At 30.1% G+C, this 20,539-nt stretch carries 23 protein-coding genes and 1 pseudogene; 5 read left to right on the top strand and 19 right to left on the bottom strand.

The window, feature by feature from the left end; translation table 11 throughout:
* Positions 1-57: 57 nt before the first annotated feature.
* The 13 genes and pseudogenes from AVANS14531_RS05420 to pta all read right to left on the bottom strand — a co-directional run bounded on the left by AVANS14531_RS05420 (position 58) and on the right by pta (position 11,220).
* Positions 58-330 (bottom strand): type II toxin-antitoxin system RelE/ParE family toxin, encoded by a 273-nt coding sequence (locus AVANS14531_RS05420; protein WP_442862400.1) that lies wholly within the window; start codon positions 328-330, stop codon positions 58-60.
* On the bottom strand, positions 323-553 hold the full coding sequence (locus AVANS14531_RS05415; protein ID WP_336611610.1) for a hypothetical protein: 231 nt from the start codon (positions 551-553) through the stop codon (positions 323-325). Before AVANS14531_RS05415 ends, AVANS14531_RS05420 begins: the two co-directional genes overlap by 8 nt.
* 110 nt (positions 554-663) lie before the next feature.
* Positions 664-1,893 (bottom strand): glutamate-5-semialdehyde dehydrogenase, encoded by a 1,230-nt coding sequence (locus tag AVANS14531_RS05410; RefSeq protein WP_336611609.1) that lies wholly within the window; start codon positions 1,891-1,893, stop codon positions 664-666.
* A 9-nt stretch (positions 1,894-1,902) separates the two neighbouring features.
* Positions 1,903-2,685, bottom strand: coding sequence for a glutamate 5-kinase (proB, locus tag AVANS14531_RS05405; protein WP_336611608.1), 783 nt, complete (start codon positions 2,683-2,685; stop codon positions 1,903-1,905).
* A gap of 79 nt (positions 2,686-2,764) precedes the next feature.
* Complete coding sequence (locus tag AVANS14531_RS05400; protein WP_239818394.1) at positions 2,765-3,082, bottom strand: L-rhamnose mutarotase; 318 nt, start codon at positions 3,080-3,082, stop codon at positions 2,765-2,767.
* Complete coding sequence (locus AVANS14531_RS05395) at positions 3,082-3,816, bottom strand: amidohydrolase family protein (protein WP_336611607.1); 735 nt, start codon at positions 3,814-3,816, stop codon at positions 3,082-3,084. Before AVANS14531_RS05395 ends, AVANS14531_RS05400 begins: the two co-directional genes overlap by 1 nt.
* On the bottom strand, positions 3,813-5,060 hold the full coding sequence (gene fucP / locus AVANS14531_RS05390; protein WP_336611606.1) for an L-fucose:H+ symporter permease: 1,248 nt from the start codon (positions 5,058-5,060) through the stop codon (positions 3,813-3,815). The genes AVANS14531_RS05395 and fucP overlap by 4 nt, the downstream gene beginning before the upstream one ends.
* 10 nt (positions 5,061-5,070) lie before the next feature.
* A complete protein-coding gene (locus AVANS14531_RS05385) occupies positions 5,071-5,859 on the bottom strand; it encodes an SDR family oxidoreductase (protein ID WP_336611605.1) in 789 nt (262 codons plus the stop codon).
* 26 nt (positions 5,860-5,885) lie between these two features.
* Positions 5,886-7,043, bottom strand: a complete 1,158-nt coding sequence (locus AVANS14531_RS05380) for a UxaA family hydrolase (protein ID WP_336611613.1) — start codon at positions 7,041-7,043, stop codon at positions 5,886-5,888.
* 102 nt (positions 7,044-7,145) lie between these two features.
* Positions 7,146-7,403 (bottom strand): annotated as a pseudogene (locus AVANS14531_RS05375) (UxaA family hydrolase); the annotation flags it as partial.
* Positions 7,400-8,296, bottom strand: coding sequence for a dihydrodipicolinate synthase family protein (locus AVANS14531_RS05370; RefSeq protein WP_336611604.1), 897 nt, complete (start codon positions 8,294-8,296; stop codon positions 7,400-7,402). The pseudogene AVANS14531_RS05375 and the gene AVANS14531_RS05370, both read right to left, overlap by 4 nt.
* 279 nt (positions 8,297-8,575) lie before the next feature.
* Complete coding sequence (locus tag AVANS14531_RS05365) at positions 8,576-9,745, bottom strand: acetate kinase (protein WP_239818388.1); 1,170 nt, start codon at positions 9,743-9,745, stop codon at positions 8,576-8,578.
* 20 nt (positions 9,746-9,765) lie between these two features.
* On the bottom strand, positions 9,766-11,220 hold the full coding sequence (pta, locus tag AVANS14531_RS05360; RefSeq protein ID WP_336611603.1) for a phosphate acetyltransferase: 1,455 nt from the start codon (positions 11,218-11,220) through the stop codon (positions 9,766-9,768).
* 69 nt (positions 11,221-11,289) lie between these two features.
* Here pta and flgH point away from each other — a divergent pair, with 69 nt between their 5' ends.
* The 3 genes from flgH to AVANS14531_RS05345 are packed head-to-tail and all read left to right on the top strand — an operon-like array spanning position 11,290 to position 13,753.
* On the top strand, positions 11,290-11,961 hold the full coding sequence (gene flgH / locus AVANS14531_RS05355; protein WP_336611602.1) for a flagellar basal body L-ring protein FlgH: 672 nt from the start codon (positions 11,290-11,292) through the stop codon (positions 11,959-11,961).
* 28 nt (positions 11,962-11,989) lie between these two features.
* Positions 11,990-12,853, top strand: a complete 864-nt coding sequence (locus AVANS14531_RS05350) for a helix-turn-helix domain-containing protein (protein WP_336611601.1) — start codon at positions 11,990-11,992, stop codon at positions 12,851-12,853.
* Positions 12,854-12,913: 60 nt separating this feature from the next.
* Positions 12,914-13,753, top strand: a complete 840-nt coding sequence (locus AVANS14531_RS05345) for an ATP-binding protein (protein WP_336611600.1) — start codon at positions 12,914-12,916, stop codon at positions 13,751-13,753.
* Positions 13,754-13,771: 18 nt separating this feature from the next.
* Here AVANS14531_RS05345 and AVANS14531_RS05340 read toward each other — a convergent pair whose 3' ends face one another.
* From AVANS14531_RS05340 to AVANS14531_RS05315, 6 genes are all read right to left on the bottom strand, one after another.
* Positions 13,772-14,503, bottom strand: a complete 732-nt coding sequence (locus AVANS14531_RS05340; RefSeq protein ID WP_336611599.1) for an IclR family transcriptional regulator — start codon at positions 14,501-14,503, stop codon at positions 13,772-13,774.
* 88 nt (positions 14,504-14,591) lie between these two features.
* On the bottom strand, positions 14,592-16,430 hold the full coding sequence (locus tag AVANS14531_RS05335; protein WP_336611598.1) for a transketolase family protein: 1,839 nt from the start codon (positions 16,428-16,430) through the stop codon (positions 14,592-14,594).
* Entirely contained in the window at positions 16,431-17,471 is a 1,041-nt protein-coding gene (locus tag AVANS14531_RS05330) for a DUF7488 domain-containing protein (RefSeq protein ID WP_336611597.1), read from the bottom strand.
* Positions 17,468-17,770: a YbaB/EbfC family nucleoid-associated protein gene (locus AVANS14531_RS05325; protein WP_239818380.1), complete on the bottom strand. Its 303-nt coding sequence runs from the start codon at positions 17,768-17,770 to the stop codon at positions 17,468-17,470. The genes AVANS14531_RS05330 and AVANS14531_RS05325 overlap by 4 nt, the downstream gene beginning before the upstream one ends.
* A complete protein-coding gene (locus AVANS14531_RS05320; RefSeq protein WP_336611596.1) occupies positions 17,763-19,103 on the bottom strand; it encodes a UDP-N-acetylmuramoyl-L-alanyl-D-glutamate--2,6-diaminopimelate ligase in 1,341 nt (446 codons plus the stop codon). Before AVANS14531_RS05320 ends, AVANS14531_RS05325 begins: the two co-directional genes overlap by 8 nt.
* A complete protein-coding gene (locus AVANS14531_RS05315) occupies positions 19,100-19,372 on the bottom strand; it encodes a NifU family protein (protein ID WP_239818530.1) in 273 nt (90 codons plus the stop codon). The genes AVANS14531_RS05320 and AVANS14531_RS05315 overlap by 4 nt, the downstream gene beginning before the upstream one ends.
* A 104-nt stretch (positions 19,373-19,476) precedes the next feature.
* Between AVANS14531_RS05315 and trxA the strand changes: the two genes are divergently transcribed.
* A complete protein-coding gene (gene trxA, locus AVANS14531_RS05310) occupies positions 19,477-19,785 on the top strand; it encodes a thioredoxin (protein WP_239818378.1) in 309 nt (102 codons plus the stop codon).
* A gap of 5 nt (positions 19,786-19,790) precedes the next feature.
* Complete coding sequence (gene dapB, locus AVANS14531_RS05305) at positions 19,791-20,525, top strand: 4-hydroxy-tetrahydrodipicolinate reductase (protein ID WP_336611595.1); 735 nt, start codon at positions 19,791-19,793, stop codon at positions 20,523-20,525.
* Positions 20,526-20,539 lie beyond the last annotated feature (14 nt).

Below are 20,539 nucleotides of genomic sequence, written 5' to 3'. Positions count from 1 at the left end.
GATTTTCAAAGAATTTGAAATAGGAATTTAAAATAAATTATGATTAAATCTAATATTTTATTTTTTAAATGAATTGTTATGATTTGCTATGCTAACGCAAGTTAAAATTAATATGTTTTTATCTTTCTTATAAACTAATACCAAATCGCTTTTTATATGACAATCTCTAAAACCTTTAAGGCTTCCTTGTAATGCATGGTCTTTATATTTTTCTTCTAAAACCTCATCGTTTGCTAGGCGTTTTATTATATTGTCAGTTAAATCTTTATCTTTTTTACTTAATTTATCATATTGTTTTTTATATGTTTTTGATAAATGAATTTCATACACTAGCAGTATCCATAGCTTTTTTATATTCATCAAAGTTTTTAAACTTAATTACATCTTCGTTTTCTACTTCTTTTAGAGCTTCTAAAAACTCATCACTCTTATAAAATTCAGCTAAATTACTTTTTTGCTTTTGTATTTTAATAGGCTCATTAAAAGCTTTTGCTAATTGTTTTACAGCTTTTAAAAAATGTGGGTTATCGTTTATTTTAATTGTTACTTCCATGTAATCTCCTTTGTAAAACATTATAAATAAACCAACTTAACATAACTTTTAAATTAAAAGAATTTAAAATAGGAATTTGGTTTAAATTCCTAATTCAAATTCCACAAATTTTAAGCTCTTATGTGTCCGTCGCCTATGATTTTGTATTTTGTAGTAGTTAGTTCTTTAAGTCCCATTGGACCTCTTGCGTGAAGCTTTTGTGTGCTAATACCAATTTCTGCTGCATAGCCAAACTCCGCACCATCGCTAAATCTAGTGCTTGCATTTACATAAATACAAGCTGAGTCTAACTCATCTAAAAACTTATTAATATTAGTAAAATCTTCTGAAATGATTGCTTCTGAATGATTTGTGCTGTATTTTTGAATGTGAGTTATAGCTTCATCTACATTGCTTACTATTTTAATCGCTAGGATTAAATCCTCAAATTCATCTTCGTAATCTTCTTTGCTTGCTTTAACAAATCTAGTTAAATATTTGCAAGATTTTTCGCAAACTCTTAGCTCAACATCACTTAAACGCTCTTGCACTAAAGGTAGCAAAGTTTTTGCAATATCTTCATGGATTAGTAAAGTTTCTACGCTATTACATACCCCTGGTCTTTGTCTTTTTGCATTATCAATGATTTTTAAAGCATTTTCTAATTTTGCATTATAATCAACATAAATATGACAATTTCCAACCCCTGTTTGAATACAAGCAATGGTGCTATTATTCTTAACTTCATTAATTAAACTAGCACTCCCTCTAGGAATTACTACATCTATGTAATTATTCATTTTTAATAGACTTTTTACTAATTCTTTGTTTGTATCGCTTATGATTTGAACGAAATTTTCATCTAAATTAAAGCGTTTTAATACTTTTTTAAAAATTGAAACTAAAAATAAATTAGTGTTAAGCGCTTCTTTTCCACCCCTTAAAATAACCACATTAGAACTCTTAAAACATAAAGCAAAAGCATCTACACAAACATTAGGGCGAGATTCAAAAATAATTGCAACAACTCCTAAAGGCACTCTAACTTGCTCTAATTTAAGATTATTTTCTAAAGTTTTACCAAATACTACTTGATTAATCACATCATCTAATAATGCAACATTTCTTAAAGTATTTGCCATATTTTCTATTCTGCTTTCATTTAATCTAAGCCTATCAACGAAAGCGCTTTTTAGATTAATATTTTCGTTTATATCTTTTAAATTAGCTTTTAAAAGCTCATCTTTATTTGCTAAAAGCTCATTTGCACATTCGTTTAATACTTCGTTTTTAAGCTTTGTGCTAAGTTTTATAATCTTTGTTTTAGCAAGTTTTGCATTATTTCCTAAAATTTCTAGCATTTTTCTTCCTTATCCAAAAATCGTTCCTATATCAGCTCCTGCTAAAACTTCTGTTATATTCATAGGATTATCTCCATTTAATATAGCCATTTTAATACCAGCTTTAGCACAAACTAAACCAGCTTGAAGTTTAGTCTTCATTCCGCCTACACTAAACTCACTACCTTTATCTTCTCCCATATTCATGATTTCATCTGTTATTTTTTCTACATAAGCAATTCTTTTTGCGTTAGGATTGTTTTTAGGATTTGCTGTATAAAAAGCATCAATATCACTTAAAATCATAAGCAAATCAGCACCACTAAGCACAGCAACACTAGCTGATAAACTATCATTATCGCTAAATTCAATCTCATAAGTTGAAATAGTATCGTTTGCATTAATTATGGGGATAATTTCATATTTTAATAAAGTATTTAAAGTATTTTGGGTATTTATCTTTCTTTGTTCTATTTCAAAATCATCTTTTGTTAATAAAATTTGAGCAACAAAACAACCAAAAGTTGAAAATGCGTTTTGATAAATATGCATAAGTTCAGCTTGACCTATTGCTGCTGCTGCTTGTTTTTCTTTCGTTTCTTTAGGTCTTTGTTTAAAGCCTAATTTCTTTGAACCTACTCCGATTGCTCCTGAAGTAACCAAAATCACATCTTTGCCTTGATTTTTCAAATCAGTTAAAACCCATGCTAATTTGCTAATTAAACCAAGGTTTAGATTTCCGTTTTCGTAAGTTAGAGTTGATGTGCCTACTTTAATTACGATTCTTTTGCTATTTTTTAAATTGTTTTTCATAATAATCCCCTTATTTTTTAGGAATATTAAAGATTTACAATTAACACTCGTAAAAGAATTTAGATTAGGAATTACTTTCCTAATCTAAATGATAAACTTCTTTCATATTTAGCCATTTTTGACCTGCATAGCCAAGTGATATTTGGCATGGATCCGTGCAAGCCCACCATTTGCGAGTATTCTCATCTGCTGCCATTTTTGCCATATCAGCATCAAAATCAGTTCCTACATACTCAAAATATGCGAATAAATACTCGCCAAAATTATAAATTGAATAATTACGAATATTGCAAGCCTTTATCATCTCATTTACGCCTGGCATAGGGTTTGCGTGAAGTCTTTCGTATTCAGCTAATTTTTCTGGAATAACTTTGATAATTTGTCCAAATCTTTGCATTAAATCTCCTTTATTTTATAAATTTCTTTTGCATTTAAATAAAAAATCTTTTCTTTTAAATCATCACTTTTAAAATAACTATCAATTATTTTAATCCACTCATTTGGTTTTAGCTCACTTACAGGATAATTTGAGCCAAAGCAAATCCTATCTTCTCCGAAAATATTAAAAGCCATATCAAGTAATTTTGAATAATCTTTACCTAAAACAAAATCATCTTGGCATGATAATTTCATATAAGCATTTTCTTTTTTAGCAATTTGTTTTAAGGTATCTTTGCCACTAAAATCCTTAATATTTGCAAAATGATTAAAGATAATTCCTGTTTTAAATTCCTTAATAATTTTATTAAAATTACTTAGTTCGTTTTCGTTTATGCAAACTTCAAACAATAAATCATTTGCATTTACTAAATTAATCGTTTTTTTAAACTCACTACCTAAACAATATCCGCTTTGCTTTGTGTGTAAAACTTCTCTAAAGCTATTTGCTCCTATTGTAGCAAGACATAAAGCAAGCAATTTTTCATGTTTAAAGCTAAGCATTTTAGCGCTTTCAGCCTTTGGCTCATCTGCGTTTATTTCCACATAAACGCCACCTAAAAAATCACATTCACTAAATTCAGTTAAGTATTCATCAAAAGCAAAATCACGCCTTAGTCTAGCTGGGGCATTTTGCACCCAACTAGCGTCATTTTGTTGCCATATATGAAAGTGTGTATCAATTACTTTCATGATTTTTTAGTCCATAAAAAGCTATATAATGCTACATATAAAAAGCAAGGAGCTAAAGCCAAAAACCCTGCACCTGTGCCGTAAGTATCATTTATGGCTCCCATAATTGTAGGCATTATTGCACCGCCACAAATACTCATTACTAAGATTGAACCACCAAGTTTTACTTGATTTAGTGGTAAATCTTTTGTAGCAACTGCAAAAATAGTAGGAAAGCTAATACTCATAAAGAAAAACACTAAAATTAAAGCATAAACACTAATCATTCCATCAGCTACATATAAATAAAAGCATAATGCAACATTTATAAGCGAATAAATACCTAAAATGCTCTCGCCTTTCATTACTTTCATAAGTGGAGTTGTAACAATTCTTCCTATCATAAATGCTACAAGTGCAGCTGAGAAGAAATACGCAGATTTTTCATCACTTAAAGCAGCATCGCCAAGGTTTGCTGTATGCTCTACTGCATAGTTTATAAAGAATGCTCCTGCTCCAACTTGAGCTGCAACATATAAAAATTGAGCTAATACTCCTAAATTAAAATGCTTATGTTTAAATACATCACTTGCTTTTGAATTGTCTTTAACACGAGCTTCGCCACTTACTTCGCTACCTTCTGGAATTTTATTAAATACGAATGCAAGTAAGATTAAAAATACTATTAAAGCAATTCCTACATAAACCATTTGAACGTTAAACATATTTTCAAGTAATGCTTGTTCTTTTTCAGCTGCTGTTGCGTTTTCTCCACTATGTGTGATTGATAAGAATAAGCTACCACCAATAATAGGTCCAACAAATTGTCCAAAACCATTAAAGCTTTGAGCTGCATTAATTCTAAATGAAGCGTTTTTCTCATCTCCAAGCTTTGTCATATAAGGGTTTGCGTTAGTCTCAAGTGCTCCAAGTCCGCAAGCAAGAACAAAGAAAGCAAATAAGAACATATTAAAACTAGCCATATTTGTAGCTGGAATTATTAGTAAGCAACCAATTGCATAAAGTGCAAGCCCTGTAATAATTCCTATCTTATAAGAAAATCTTGAAGCAATCCAACCAGCTGGAAGTGCCATTACAAAATACGCTCCAAAATAAGCCATTTGTAAAAGACCACTATTTTGTTGAGTAATTCCTAAATGGTTTTGAAAGTTTTTATTCATAACATCTACAAGTCCATAACTAACACCCCATAAGAAAAATAAAGATGTTACTAATCCTATTGCAATTTTTACATTTTTATTCATTTTTTCTCCTTTAGTTTTCCCAATTTAATGCACGATCAAGATGCATATAACCACCATCTGGCGTTAAGATTTGTCCTGTTGTATGAGATGCCCTTGGGCTTATTGTAAATACAGCAGTATCAGCGATTTCTTCGCAAGTTGTGAAACGATGTCCTAGTGGAATGAATTTTGCAATTTCTTGATATTGCTTTTCAGGGTCTGGGAAGTTTTTAATCCATTTTTCATAAAGTGGAGTCCAAACTTCAGCAGGGCAAATGCAATTTACACGAACATTATCAGGAGCAAAAGCGCAAGCCCACTCTCTTGTCATTGCTATTTGAGCACCTTTTGCGCTTGCGTATGCTGTGGTTCTTCCTTGTCCTGTGATACCTGTTTTGCTTGAAATATTTAAGATACTTCCTTGCTCTTTTTTAATATAAGGAAGGCAGCATTTTGTCATTTCGTAATAATGAAATAAATTACTCTCATAGCTTTTAATCAGATCCTGCGTTGTAGCACTTTCAATATGAAGATTATCATTCATACCTGCATTATTAACAAGTGCATAAATTGAGCCGTATTTAGCTACAATTTGCTCTACAACTGCACTAATTTCTTGCCATTTTGATAAATCTAATTGATAAAAGCCATAATTTGGGCAAAGCGCTTTAATCTCTGCTTCAAAATCACTATCAAGCTTAGAGCGAGATACAATAACAGGAATTGCACCTTCAGCTGCAAGGCATTTGCTAATGCCACCACCAATTCCTTTTCCGCCACCTGTAACAATTACAACTTTTCCTTTTAATCCTAAATCCATAATTTCTCCTTTGTTTTAATTTTTATTTAACAAGTTGTTGCAAGTCTCCAAACGCTAAAATCATTTTGTTTATTGATTTCTGCTTTTGTTAATTCACCTTCGCTAATTCTTACAATTAATTCAATTAATTCATCTCTAATATCTTCTTTACACTTATTGCCATCTACGATTTCGCCAGCATTTAAGTCAATTACATCAGCCATATTTGTGGCGCAAAAATTATTTGTACTTAGCTTAATCGTTGGAGTTGTAGGGCTTCCTGTTGGAGTTCCACGACCTGTTGTAAATACAACTAAGTTCGCCCCACCTGCTACCATAGCACTAAGCTGCTCTATATCATTTCCTGGAGTATCCATAAATGTAAGGCCTTTTTTAGTAACCGGCATTGCATAATCAATCACATCTACAACTTTAGTTGTCCCTGCTTTATAAACACAACCAAGGCTTTTTTCTTCAATAGTAGTAAGTCCGCCTGCTATATTTCCTGGGCTTGGATTTGCACCACGAATGTCTGAGCCACTATTTTTAACATTTTCTTCAAAGCCATAGATTTTTTCATATATTTTTTTCTCAACTTCAGCATTAATTGCACGCCTTGCTAAGATATTTTCAGCTCCTATTAGCTCAGTTGTTTCAGCTAAAATTACAGCTCCACCATTTTCAACCACATAATCACTTAGACTTCCTAGTGATGGATTTGCACTAAGCCCACTATAAGCATCACTTCCACCACATTCAGTTCCTAAGATAATATCGCTAAAATCGCCTTCACTCAATTTACATTTACTAGCATTTTCAAGCATTTCTTTAACTATTTTTATGCCTTCATTTGTTGTATTTGTAATACCACCTAGCTCTTGAATGCTAATCGCTCTTACATCTTTATAAGGTGCTAAGCTTTTAGCTAGTTCTTTAACCGAATTTGAGCTAATAGTCTCACAACCAAGCCCTACTACAAGTGCAGCATATACATTTGGGTTCGCACAATTTCCTGCCATTAGCATTCTTGTTTGCTCTGCATCAAAATCAAGTTGGCTACATCCGTGCTGATGAGTTACATATACAGCTTCAGGGCATGCTTTGGCAATATTTTCTACAACCTTATTAGCGCATACAACGCTTGGAATTATTAAGACTTTATTTCTTAAGCCAAACTTGCCATCTTCTCTTCTATAACCTTTCAAAACTACTTTTTCGTGTTTTGAATCTTGTGCGTTTAGATTTTTCTTGCTTGCACTCTCTTGGCTTAATTTTAAAGCATTTTCTAATTTTGAACTATCACAGCTATCGCCTCTACCACGAACGCCCTCGGTATTATTTGTATGAACCCATTCGCCTTTTTTGATTTCTTTACTTGCTGCTCCTATTACTTCGCCGTATTTAATGATAAAATCACCTTTTTTAATATCAGTTAAAGCGAATTTATGTCCGCTTTTAATATCATTTAGCAAAGTAACATCGCCAAAAACTTCGCCATTTTTTAAATCACTTATTGCAGTTGCGACATTGTCTATTTCGCTAACTTTTAAAAATCTATTTTTCATAATGCACTTTCTATGTTTTTAACTAATTCTTTTGCATATTCAAATTTTTCACTAAGTGCTTTTAGAGTTTCTTCGCTTAGTGGATGAATGCTTTTGTTTGCGAATGCAAAACCACGAGCTTTAAGTAAAAGTGCAAATCCCATAGGAAACGATAAGCTCATTCCAAATCTAATAGCTGGTAATAATGCTTTTTGAAGTTTTATTGCTCTTTCATAATTTTTTTCATTATATGCTTTATAAATCGCACTCATAACATCAGGAAAAACACATCCTGCACTTGTCATTGAACCTTTTGCACCCATCATTAAAGCTCCAAAATAATGCTCTTCACGACCCACAAATACATCAAAATCACTTGGCACAACATCTAAAATATGATTTAGTAATAATGCGTCTCCACTACTATCTTTCATACCTACAATATTTGGTAATTTGCTTAATTTTTCAATTAGATTTAAACTCATCGCAGGTGCAAAAAGTGGGATATTGTAAATATAAAGTGGAAGCTTTACTTTAGCTTGTAAGTCTTTTACATAAGTATAAAGCGTATCATCATTAAACTTATAATAATACGGCATCATAAGCAAAAGCGCATCAGCTCCTTTATTATAAGCTTCATTTGCAAGGTCTAAGCTTTCTTGGTAAATACAACTTCCTATTCCACAAATAACAGGCACTTTTTTATTGGCAGCTTTGATTGAAAGCTCTAGCATTTTTGATTTCATCTCATAAGGCATTGCTTGTGAATCTCCTGCACTTCCGTTGCAAAACAATCCATCAAGCCCATTAGCAATGCCCCATTCACACATTTTTAAAAACTCAGCTTCATTAATACTTCCATCATCTTTATAAGGTGTATATAAAGCTGGTAAAGTTCCTTTAAGTATTCCCATATTATTCTCCTTAACTTTTTGTATATACAAAAAAATTAAATTTTATTTTTTGTATTTATGAAAGATATTGCATAAAAGGTAAAAATTATTTAATTTAAATCAAAAATTCCAAATATTTTTAAAAAGTGTTACTTTTCGTATAAGTTAAATCATATTTTGTATATACGAAAAAATAAAAGAATGACATTTATGATTAAATGCAAAAAAATAATTAAATTAAAGAATAAAGATTAAAAAAGTTTTGGAATTTGAATTAGGAATTTCCTAATTCAAATTCTTTTAAATTAATGCTAAAGTTTGCTTTGCTATTGATAATTCTTCATTTGTTGGAATAACTAAAATAGGATATTTTGAATCAGCTTTTGCTATATTTCTTGCTACTTTTTCACGCTTAGCATTCTTTTCTTCATCAATACTAAAGCCAAGGTGTGCAAGTTGCTTACAAACAGCTGCTCTCATTAAATCATCGTTTTCGCCAATTCCAGCTGTAAAAATTAGAGCTTTTGCAGGAGTTACTGCAAGATATGAGCCTATGTATTTTGCTATTCTATAACAAAACATATCAAATGCTAATTTTGCTTTCTCATCGCCGTTTTGCATATTTTCTTCAATTTCACGCATATCATTAGCACCACAAATTCCTAATAAACCACTTTGTTTATTGCAAATTTTATCAAGTTCAGCAACGCTTAAGCCTTTATTATATGCTAGATAAAATAAAGCTCCTGCATCAATATCCCCACATCTAGTTCCCATCATTAAACCTTCAAGTGGAGTAAGCCCCATTGAAGTATCCACGCATTTACCACCTTTAATAGCACTAATACTTGCACCATTTCCTAAGTGAGCTGTAATTGCGTCAATATTTTGAACGCCTAAGAATTTTTCTGCTTCGCGAGTTACATACTCATGAGATGTTCCATGAAAACCATATCTTCTAACGCCATCTTCTTCATAGTATTTATTAGCTATTGCATAGCGATATGCGATTTCTGGCATTGTTTGATGAAATGCTGTATCAAATACTGCAACGTTTTTAACACTTGGAGCAAGGCTTATGATTGTTTTAATTCCTGAAATATTTGCAGGATTATGTAAAGGTGCTAATTTTACTAATTCATCTAAAGTTTTTAAGCAATTATCATCTACTAAAGTTGCTTTAATAAATTTATCTCCACCATGAACTACACGATGACCTACTGCTGCTAATTCGCTAAAATCAGTTAAAAGTCCGCTTTTTGCAAATAAATCACGAACTACTTTTAAGCCATCTTCGTGATTGTTTATGCCACCTAAATGCTCTAATTCTTTACCATCAAATTTAATTTTTGCTCTTGAATTACTTTCACCAATTTGTTCAACCAAGCCACTTGCAACGCTATCTTCATTGAAAAACAATTGAAACTTTAGTGAGCTTGAACCTGCGTTTAAAACTAATACTTTTTTCATTTTTCTTTCCTTTTTATAATTTATTGTGCTTGAATTGCACTAATTAAGCATGTATTTACAATATCTTCAACCAAACAACCTCTGCTTAAATCGTTGATTGGCTTGTTTAAACCTTGAAGTAATGGACCAACTGCAATTGCTCCTGCACTTCTTTGAACTGCTTTATAACCTATATTTGCTGCGTTTAAATCAGGGAATACAAATACATTTGCTCTTCCTGCAACCTTACTATCAGGCATTTTCTTACTAGCTGTTGCAATATCTACTGCAGCATCAAACTGAATAGGACCATCATATACTAATCCTTCATAAGCCTTTGCAAACTCGCAAGCTTGTTTGGTTAAATCCACACTAACACCACTGCCACTATTTGCAGTTGAATATGAAAGCATTGCCACTCTTGGCTCAAAACCAAAAGCTTCATAAGTTTTTGAACTAACATAAGCTATTTCAGCTAAGTTTTCAGGAGTTGGATTTGGAGTTACTGCACAATCTGCAAAATACCATACCTTATCACTTAAGCACATAAAAAATCCACCGCTTACACTCTTTACACCTGGCTTAGTTTTTACTATTTGAAGAGCTGGGCGAATTGTATCAGCAGTAGAACATGCAGCACCACTAACCATAGCATCAGCATAGCCTAAATGAACTAAAAGAGTTCCGAAGTAGTTTCTATCTTTTATAAGTTCTTTTGCTTGTTCGATAGTCATGCCTTTTGATTTTCTAGCTTCAAAAAGCGCATTAGCACATTCATCATCTAATGATGAATTACCTGGATTATAAGTCTTTACATCATCTAAGTCAAGACCTAAATCACTAGCCTTTTGTGCTATTTCTTTATTGTTTCCTAAGATTATTAGTTTTACTGCTTTGCTTTCTAATAATTTATGAGCTGCTTTTAAAATACGCTCATCGTTTCCTTCTGGTAAAACTATTGTTTTAATATCGCTTTTTGCTTTACTTTCAAGCATAACTTCAAATGCCATTGGACTTACATATTCAGGCTTTTTAAGATTTAATAATTCATCTATGCCTGTGTTTTCGTTATATAAACTAGTATAGTTATGATGAATTTTAGCAAACTCAAATTTGGTTAAATCACTATCAATTACATAATTTAGATTTAATTCTTTACTAAGTCTTAGATTAATCCAAAATGTATCAAGACCACCAAAAGCACCAAAACTAGAAACTAAAACAAAATCATATTTAGCTTTTAGCTCATTAAACTTGATAATTATACTTTTATAAAAAGCATTCTCATTTTCTAAATACTTCTTAACTCCACTTTGTGTATCAAATAAATATTCTGTTTTAATATTAAAATCTTTACTTAATTTATCTAAACCACAAACACCATCTTCACAAGCAAGTGCTTGAAAAACTACCATATTAGGGTATTTTTTAGATAATTTAATAGCAAGATTATTTAGGTTTTCCCTGTTACTTTTTTGAAAGTAAATCGCATTCATTGCTACTCCTTCATTGATTAAATTTTGCTAGAGTATATGCCTAAAGTATTAATAAATAAGGAAAATCTTGTGAAAAAAATATATGCTTTTATTTTAGGCGTAATAATTTCAGGTTGTGGCTTAGCAGACCCACAAATAGATATGAAAGCTCCAACTTATGTAGAACAAATTGAACCTAAGGCTGAAAATAATTTAGGAAGTCCTGGCTCACTCTTTGGCAAAGGCTCAAACCCATTATTTAGCGATAATAAAGCAATGAATGTAAATGATATTGTTACAATAATCATAAAAGAAGATGCTTCGCAAAGCTCAAAAGCAAGCAAAAGCACTAATAAATCTACAAATACTAATTTAAACGCAGGAGTATTCGCAGGATTATTATCAAAACTTAATAAAAATACTGATATAGGATTTAATACTAAAAATACTAGTGATTTTAGCGGAAGTGGTCAAGCAAGTAGAAACGAAAAATTTCAAACCACGATAAGCGCTAGAGTTATAAAAGTTTTAGCTAATGGAAATTATTTCATAGAAGGAAAAAAACAGCTTTTAATAAATGGCGAAAAACAAATTGTGCAAATCTCAGGAGTAATTCGCCCTTATGATATCTCAGGGCAAAACACAATTGAGAGTAAATATATCGCAGATGCTAAGATACTTTATTCAACTCAAGGAGAGATTGATAAGGCTACTAAAAAGCCTTGGGGAACTAAAGCAGTTGAGACTATTTGGCCTTTTTAATTCCTAATTCAAATTCCAAAGAGTTTATATGATATATTTACCTAATGAATTAGGAAAAATTAATAAAAAGGTGATTAATTCAAATTATCTTAATCTTTGCCTTTATGAAAAAAGTAAAAATGACGATTTTTATGAAGTTTGCTTTGATGATTATGCTTTAGTTTTTATAAACGAAGGGCAAAAAATAATTCATACAAAACAACAAGATTTTACTATTAATAAAAATGAGATTTTGTTTTTTACCAAAGGCTCATATTTGATAAAAGATTGCATTCGCAATAATTATTATAATTCAATCATTATTTGTTTTAAAGAAAGCATTTTGATTGAATTAATTTATAAATACAAATCTTTATTAACTAGCAATTTTGCTACTGATGAGCATATTTTTAAGCTTAATTCAAACGAGCTTTTAAACTCAATTTTTACTTCATTTTTGCCTTGTTTTTCTTATAAAACTAATGAAGAAATTATAAAATTAAAATTTGAAGAATTATTTTTAGCCCTACTTTATAGTAAAAATAATCAAAGTTTTATTACATTTTTAAAAACGATAATAACTAATTTTAAATTACCATTATTTCAAATATTTTCATATTGCGAAAAAGATTTTCAAAATGTTTTAGAAATGGCAAAATTTTCAAATATGTCGCTTACTAACTTTAGTAAAAGTTTTAAGCAAAGTTTTGGAATAAGTGCTAAAGAATGGCTTGATAATAAAAAATTTGAAAAAGCAAAATTCTTATTAGAATTTTCAAATAAAAATATCACAGAAATTTGCCTTGAAGTTGGGTTTAACTCTCCTGCTTGGTTTATTTCAAGATATAAAAAAAGATATAAAACAACCCCAAAACAATTCCAAAAAGCAAAAAACTTATATTTTTTACATTAAAACTATTAGAAAATAAAATTATTTTTTCTTATAATTTATACAAAAAACAAGGAGAGAAAAATGAGGAAAATTATTTTTAGCATGGTTGCACTAAGTTTTGTTAGTGCTTATGAAATTAAAGAAATCAATACTTTTGCTTCACCTGAAAGCGTTGTAGCAAATGATGATTATATTTTTGTATCAAATGTAGGAGCTAAATTAGAGCCACTAAATAAAGACAATGATGGCTATATAAATATAATTTCTAAGAAAAATGATAAATTAGAAGTATTTGCAAAAGATTTAAACGCTCCAAAGGGTATGAAAATCATTGATGATGTTTTATATGTTGTAGATATTGATACAATTTATGGCTTTGATATTAATACTTATAAAGAAGTGTTTAAATTAGTGATTAAAGATGCAGTATTTTTAAATGCTATTGAGAGTCTTGATGCAAATACACTTTTAGTAAGCGATACAGGAACTTACAAAATCCATAAAGTTGATTTAAATGGTGGAAAATATTCTGATTATTTAAATATTGATAAAGAAAATGGTGGTCCAAACGGCTTGTTAATTGATGAAAATTATTTGTATGTTGTAGGCTATGATCCTAGCGAAAAAGATGGCGGAGCTATTTTAAAGATTAATCTTAGTGATAAAAGTATTGAAAAACTAAGCGATAATTTAGAGCAATTTGATGGAATAGTAAAAGTTAATCAAGATATATTAATTACAAGCTGGGGCAAAGAATTAAAAGGCTATATTTATAAATTATCAAATAATAAATTAGAAAAGCTAAATTTAAGAGACTTAAAAGGTCCTGCTGATATGTTTTATGATAACAGCACAAAAACTCTATTAGTTCCTGAAATGGCTAATAATTCTTTATTAAAAATAAAATTAAATTCATTATGAGATTTTTCTCATAATGACTTATGAAAGATGTTCTTCTATTATCTTTTTATAATTTAATAATTCTGTTGTTATTATTTCTTTTTTCTCATCGTTTAAATGAAATTTTAAAATCGTTACGCTAATTGCTGCGAAAATCTCTTTATTTTTTCTAATAGGCACAGCAAAACAAGAAAAATCATCATCATATTCTCCATATTCATAAGAATATCCTAGATTTTTACAATACTCAATATTTTCATATAAATCATTTACATTATTAATCGTTCTTGCAGTGTTTTGCTCTAAGATTTGCTTTTTAAATATTCTTTTTAAATCAGCCAAAGTCTTATCAAATAATAATGCCTTGCCTAAAGCAGTTGCATTTGCATTCGCAACATCTCCTGCTTTTGTTTTTAAAGCGATTTTTTCATTCCCTTCGCTTTTATGCAGATATATAACCTTTTTACCATTTAGCATACCTAATTGAACATTTAATTTAATTTTTGCAGCTAATTCATCCATATAATAAATAATAATTTTTGTTGACTTTCTTTGTTCTAGCTCAGGATTTAGACAAAAAGATAATTTATAAACTTTATTATCGTAAGTTAAATAATCTAATTCACATAAGGTTTTTAAAATAGGATGCAAAGTCCCTACGCTTATACTGCATTCTTTAGCAATTTGGCTAATATTCAAACCTTCATCACAATTTTTCAAAGTTTCTAATACTTTTATAACCCTTAAAGTTGGTTGATGCAAATTTTCCACGATTATTCCTAAAGTTTAATTCCTATTTCAAATTCTTTCAAAATTACAAAGAATTTGAAATAGGAATTTCAAAAGAAATTCCTAGTTTTTAAATCTTGATTTTATCAGCACTAAAGCCAAAGTGTTTGAATACATCTTTTTCTTTTCCACTAGCGCCAAAACTATCCATTATTATAAGTTCATCGCAATATTTGTATAATTCATAAGATCTTGCAGCTTCAATTCCTATAACTTTTCCTTTTAATAAAGATTTATCAAATTCTTTATCAAATAGTTCAAAGCAAGGCATACTTAATACATTGATATTTTTATCTTTTGCAACTTCAAGCGCGAGTGCTACTTCACTACCACTTGCAATTATTGTAGTATCTGCAACATCATTATATTTTACAAAATAAGCTCCCTTGCTAATATCAGGAATGCTAGTATTTAAGCTAGGAAGTGCTGAGCGACTTAATGCAAATGCACTTGGATTATTTAGTTTAAGTGCGATTTGCCAGCAAGCGATATTTTCAGCCATATCAGCAGGACGGAAGGTGTATAAATTAGGTATATTTCTAAGAGTGCTGATTTGCTCTATTGGTTGATGTGTTGGACCATCTTCGCCTACTCCTATGCTATCATGAGAAAATACGAAAAACGCCTTAAGATTCATAAGTGCAGCAAGACGAATTGAAGGCTTTAAATAATCACTAAATACTAAAAATGTAGCACAAAACGGATGTAAGCCATATCTAGCCATTGCATTAACAATAGCCCCCATTGCATGCTCACGAATACCAAATGCTATATTTTTGCCACCATCTTTTAAATCTTTAAAATCATTTAAATAAGTTTTATTTGATGGTGCTAAATCAGCTGAACCACCTAAAAATGTAGGAATTGCTCTAGCAATTTCATTTAAACAAGCGTGGTTGCTATCTCTTGTAGCATAATTTTTGCTTAAATCTAATTTAGAAAAATCTACATTTAATTCTTTTTTACCTTCTAAATAAGCGATAAATTCAAGTTGTTCTTCGCTAAATTTATTAGCTTTATCCCAATTTGCAAAATACTCATCACTTCTTTTAATCATTTCTTTAAAGCCATTTTTTGCAACTTCATCTATATAAAATTCTTCTTCACTCCAAGAAGCTGCTTTTTTTGCTTTTAGTGCTAAGTCTTTTCCTAAAGGTGAGCCGTGAGTTTTCTCGCTACCTTCTAGCTCGCAAGCACCCTTGCCTATCTTAGTTTTTGCAATAATTATGCTAGGTTTTTTAGCGTTTTTAGTCATTTCTAAAGCTTGACTAATCTCATCAAAATTATGTCCATCAATAGTATAAATATCAAATCCAACGCTATTAAATCTAGCTACTATATCATCACGAAATGCGTTTTTTACATCGCCTTCAATGCTAATTTCGTTACTATCATAAATTAATACTAAATTATCAAGATTATGAACATTTGCTAAAGAACAAGCCTCATAACTTATACCTTCTTCTAAATCTCCATCTCCACAAAGGCAATAGATTTTATGATTTAAAGAATTATTTAATCTCGCACTTGCAAACTTTGCAGCCATTGCAAAGCCAACAGCATTTGCTACACCTTGTCCTAATGGGCCTGTATCAATCTCTACTCCGTGAGTTTTAATCTCAGGATGACCTGCTGCAAGTGAGCCTAATTGACGAAAATTTTTAAGCTCATCAAGACTTAAATCAAAACCACTTAAATGTAAAAACGAATATATAAGTGAGCTTGCATGACCGCCTGAAAACACTAATCTATCACGATTGATATGATTTTTTGTGTTTAAATTAAGCTTTGTGCTAAGAACTGCTAAAATATCGCTAAGCCCCATAGCTACACCAGGATGTCCGCTATTTGCAGCATTTATCATATCTACACTTAAAAACTTTAAATTATTTGACATATTTTGTAACATTTATATTCCTTTGTTTATATTGATGAAGAATTGAAAATCTCCATTTTTATTCTCGTCTTTAATATATCTTTGAATTAATATATTTAAAACTCCGCCTTGCTGAACTAGTTTATTAAACTCTGCTTTATTACGCACGATAACATTATTTACTCTTAAGATTTTATCTTTAAGCTTAAAGCCTAAATTCCTATTTGAAATTCCAATAACATTTAAGTTATTATCAAGGCTTATTCCTAAAGAATTTGAAATCTGAGTTTTAACGATAGCTTTTTTTGTAGTAAATACAGGTTGTTCGTAGATTTTAGGACTAACAACTGAGCTTATATTAATCTCTTCATTATCTCTTAAAACTTTTAGATAAATTGTGCTTTGATTTTCTGCAAATAATATTCTTTCATTTAAAGCTCTAAGCGATTCAATAGGCTTATCATCAATGCTTAAAATCTCATCATTTAATCTTAAATTACTATTAAAAGTAATTCCATTTACAAAATATCTATCCCCTCTTTGAGTAAAAGTAGCACCTATATCGCCCCAATAAACATCATTGTATTTTTTAAAATGATTTAAATAGCGATTACCTATAAATTCTCCATTAAGCAAACTAATACCTAAAACCTTGCAGCAAGGTGAGTTTAATAAACCGATTTTAGTATTAAAATCTAGTTTATCTCTTTCAAAAAGTCCTTGAGCTAAATATTTTAAATGACCTATATATTCTTTTTTAGGATCAATTACACCTAGCCAATCATTTCTAGTTTTTTTAGTTTCATCATCGGTTATAGGTTTAATTAGTGAAAAATCAGTTCTTACTAAATAAAGATTTAAAAATGGATCATATTTAATATATGAATTAAGCTTTGTTTCCGGTAGTTTAATAACTGCTAAAAGGTTTTCTTCTAAAACAAAAGCAGGTAAGCCTTCATAATTTAACATGCTTGATTTGTTCTTTTCATAACAAGCTAAAAAATCATCAAATGTAGGTCTCTCAACCCCAAATAAAGAAATGCTAAGCATTAAAGATAATGCTAGCTTTTTCATTGCCCACCCTTTAAAAACATATCAGCAGCCATATTTTTAGTATTTGCACTAGCTTGTTCTAAAGCTTCGTTTAAAGCAGAAATTAAAAGTATTTGCATAGAAGATTTATCTTTTAATAAATCATCATCAATTTTAATATCAATTACTTGAAATTTGCCATTAACTTTTACTTCTACCATTCCAGCACCGCTTTTTGCTACAAATTCTTTATTTACAAGTTCGTTTTCAAATTCTTTTGCTTTGTTTTGAACATCTTGCAACATCTCTTGCATTTTTGAAAAATCAAAATCTTTAAACATATTCGCCTTTCAATTTAAGTTTTTCTTCATAATTATTAATTTCTTCTAAGCATTCAATTGCAACTTTTTCATCTAAGAATGGATATTTTACACCTTTTATTTCTTGATAATCTTCATCGCCTTTGCCTAAAATCATAACACAATCATTCTTATTTTGTGCCATTAATGCTTTATATATAGCTAATTTTCTATCAATTACTATATTTATATTTTTAAGCTCTTCAGCACTTAAGCCTTCAATCATATCTTTTATAATTTCAATCGGTTCTTCATCTCTTGGATTATCGCTAGTTAAAAATAAAGTTTTTGCATAATGACAAGCGATTTTTGCCATAGGAGTTCTTTTGCTTTTATCACGATTACCACCTGCACCTAAAACTACTATTAGTTTTTTATGTTTCATTGCTTCTAATACATTTGCAATTCCATCAGGTGTGTGTGCAAAATCTACTATGATTTCTCTTCCGTATTTATTAGAAATTTGTTGCATTCTTCCCATTACACCTGCGTAGTTTGCTATTGCATTAATCAATTCATCTTTATTTGGCTTAACTAATTCATTTACACAAGCAAACGCAGCTAATAGATTATAAATATTAAAAACACCCCTTAAAGGTGAGCTTATTTCATATAATTCATTTTTTATTGCAAATACAGCGTCAATTCCATCATTTAAAGTATAAGCTTTAACGCTATATAAAGCTGGATTTTCAATACCATATGTAATAGCACCTTTTATATTGTATGAAAATTTATAAGCATCTTGATTTATTATTTTTAAGCACTCATCTTGAAAAAAGCTAGCCTTACATTCAGCGTAATTTTCAAATGTTTTATGGAAATCTAAATGATCTTGAGTTAAATTAGTATAAATTTTAGCTGCGAATTTCATATTGCCATAGCGATTTTGTGCAATTGCATGAGAACTTACTTCCATTACGAAATATTCGCAATTATTATCGGTAGCTATTTTTAAATAGCTTAATAATTCTAATAAAAATCCAGTGGTTAAAGACTTATTTGCAACTCTTTCATCATTACAAAAAGCCCCACGAGTTCCGCATAAAAATACCTTTTTTCCTAAATCAATTAATATTGAATAAATCGCAGCAGCCGTTGTGGTCTTACCATTAGTTCCGGTAATTCCTATTATTTTTATATCTTTATTTATATTTAATAATTTTCTTGCTTCTTCTTCATTAATTATTAAAGCACCTTTGTTTTTTGCATCATTTTCGTATTTGGAATTTGAATTCGTAATTAGAAAATAACAGCCCTTTTCACATTCGTTTGAATTATCTGTTATAAAAGTTTCATTAATTTGTATTTTCATAGTTTTAAGAAAGCTTCCTTTCCACCTTCTAAGTTGATTAAAGTTAAATCATTATCAATTTGCTCTTTTAAAGCTCTTTCTAGCCCTAATTTTAATGTAGTATTTGCAGCAGCACAACCATGGCAAGCTCCAAGTAATTTTATATAAACTACACCATTTTTAACACCTAAAAACTCTAAATCTCCGCCATCATTATGCAATATATGAAGCTTTGATTTTAATACATTTAAGCAAGGCTCAATTAACTCTTCATCGCTAAATATCATAATTTTTCCTTGAATTATTTTTATCATTATTGTGCTTAAATAAAATAAATATTCATTAACTAAGTTAGATAATAATTTTTATTTACAAATATTTTTAGGAGATTAACATGGCAAAAGAATTAACAAGTGAAAATATTAATTTAGCTAAAGAAGGCGTTGCATTAGTAGATTTTTGGGCACCTTGGTGTGGACCATGCAGAATGCTTGCACCTGCGATTGATGAATTATCAAATGAATTTGAAGGTAAAGCATTAGTAGCAAAAGTAAATATTGATGATTGCGAAGACTTAGCAGCTGAGTTTGGTATTCGTTCAGTTCCAACAATGCTATTTTTCAAAAATGGCGAAATCGTTGATACAGTAATCGGTGCTCAAGCAAAACAAGCTTTAGCTGATAAATTAAACGCATTATTATAATCTCCATGATAAATCTAGCAGTATTCGGAGCAAATGGTAGAATGGGCGTTGAGCTAGTAAAACTAGCTTCAAACGATGAAAATATTAATCTAATTTATACTTTTACTAAAGAAAATTCTAATTATGATGAGTTGTTTAAAGCTCAAGTTATAATTGATTTTTCAGCACCTGCTGCTAGTATGGAGTTATTAAAAAAAGCTAGTGCTTTAGCAAATCCACCTGCTTTAGTTGTAGGAACTACTGGACTTAGCGATGAATATTTTAATCTAGCAAAAGATTATAAAGGTAAGTTCTTTTGGGCTTCTAATACTTCTTTAGGGGTTGCGATTTTAAACGAACTAACAAAAATTGCCGCAATGGCATTAAAAGATTTTGATATTGAAATCTACGAAAAACATCACAAATATAAAGCCGATGCACCAAGTGGAACAGCTTTAACTTTAGCAAATAATGCAAAAGAAGCAAGAAATAAGGCTTTAAATAAAGAACACGCAATATGTTTTAATAGAACACAAAAAAGACAAGATAATGAAATAGGACTTGTAAGTCTTAGGGGCGGTAGTGTTGCTGGTTATCATAGTGTGGGATTTTATGGAGATGATGAAAGCGTAGAGCTAATTCATAATGCAAATTCTAGAATAATTTTTGCCAAGGGTGCTATTAAAATAGCAAAATGGCTAGTAAATAAAGAAAATAAAAATTATTCAATGAGTGATTTTGTAAAAGAGCTTTTAGATTAACGATAAAGCTCAAA

Origin of the sequence: Campylobacter sp. Cr9 (assembly GCF_020138295.1) — a bacterium.
Taxonomy (GTDB): domain Bacteria; phylum Campylobacterota; class Campylobacteria; order Campylobacterales; family Campylobacteraceae; genus Campylobacter_E.
The sequence above is the reverse complement of the archived record's forward strand: the minus strand, read 5'-3'. Positions and strand labels throughout refer to the sequence as shown.

Excerpts from the sequence above, each read along its gene's own strand:
- AVANS14531_RS05400 (WP_239818394.1), bottom strand. The coding sequence starts at position 3,082 with ATGCAAAGATTTGGACAAATTATCAAAGTTATTCCAGAAAAATTAGCT.
- pta (WP_336611603.1), bottom strand. The coding sequence starts at position 11,220 with ATGAATGCGATTTACTTTCAAAAAAGTAACAGGGAAAACCTAAATAAT.
- AVANS14531_RS05330 (WP_336611597.1), bottom strand. The coding sequence starts at position 17,471 with ATGAAAAAGCTAGCATTATCTTTAATGCTTAGCATTTCTTTATTTGGG.
- AVANS14531_RS05410 (WP_336611609.1), bottom strand. The coding sequence starts at position 1,893 with ATGCTAGAAATTTTAGGAAATAATGCAAAACTTGCTAAAACAAAGATT.
- fucP (WP_336611606.1), bottom strand. The coding sequence starts at position 5,060 with ATGAATAAAAATGTAAAAATTGCAATAGGATTAGTAACATCTTTATTT.
- AVANS14531_RS05385 (WP_336611605.1), bottom strand. The coding sequence starts at position 5,859 with ATGGATTTAGGATTAAAAGGAAAAGTTGTAATTGTTACAGGTGGCGGA.
- AVANS14531_RS05350 (WP_336611601.1), top strand. The coding sequence starts at position 11,990 with ATGATATATTTACCTAATGAATTAGGAAAAATTAATAAAAAGGTGATT.
- AVANS14531_RS05345 (WP_336611600.1), top strand. The coding sequence starts at position 12,914 with ATGAGGAAAATTATTTTTAGCATGGTTGCACTAAGTTTTGTTAGTGCT.
- AVANS14531_RS05365 (WP_239818388.1), bottom strand. The coding sequence starts at position 9,745 with ATGAAAAAAGTATTAGTTTTAAACGCAGGTTCAAGCTCACTAAAGTTT.
- AVANS14531_RS05320 (WP_336611596.1), bottom strand. The coding sequence starts at position 19,103 with ATGAAAATACAAATTAATGAAACTTTTATAACAGATAATTCAAACGAA.
- trxA (WP_239818378.1), top strand. The coding sequence starts at position 19,477 with ATGGCAAAAGAATTAACAAGTGAAAATATTAATTTAGCTAAAGAAGGC.
- AVANS14531_RS05335 (WP_336611598.1), bottom strand. The coding sequence starts at position 16,430 with ATGTTACAAAATATGTCAAATAATTTAAAGTTTTTAAGTGTAGATATG.
- dapB (WP_336611595.1), top strand. The coding sequence starts at position 19,791 with ATGATAAATCTAGCAGTATTCGGAGCAAATGGTAGAATGGGCGTTGAG.
- proB (WP_336611608.1), bottom strand. The coding sequence starts at position 2,685 with ATGAAAAACAATTTAAAAAATAGCAAAAGAATCGTAATTAAAGTAGGC.
- AVANS14531_RS05395 (WP_336611607.1), bottom strand. The coding sequence starts at position 3,816 with ATGAAAGTAATTGATACACACTTTCATATATGGCAACAAAATGACGCT.
- AVANS14531_RS05415 (WP_336611610.1), bottom strand. The coding sequence starts at position 553 with ATGGAAGTAACAATTAAAATAAACGATAACCCACATTTTTTAAAAGCT.
- AVANS14531_RS05325 (WP_239818380.1), bottom strand. The coding sequence starts at position 17,770 with ATGTTTAAAGATTTTGATTTTTCAAAAATGCAAGAGATGTTGCAAGAT.
- AVANS14531_RS05370 (WP_336611604.1), bottom strand. The coding sequence starts at position 8,296 with ATGGGAATACTTAAAGGAACTTTACCAGCTTTATATACACCTTATAAA.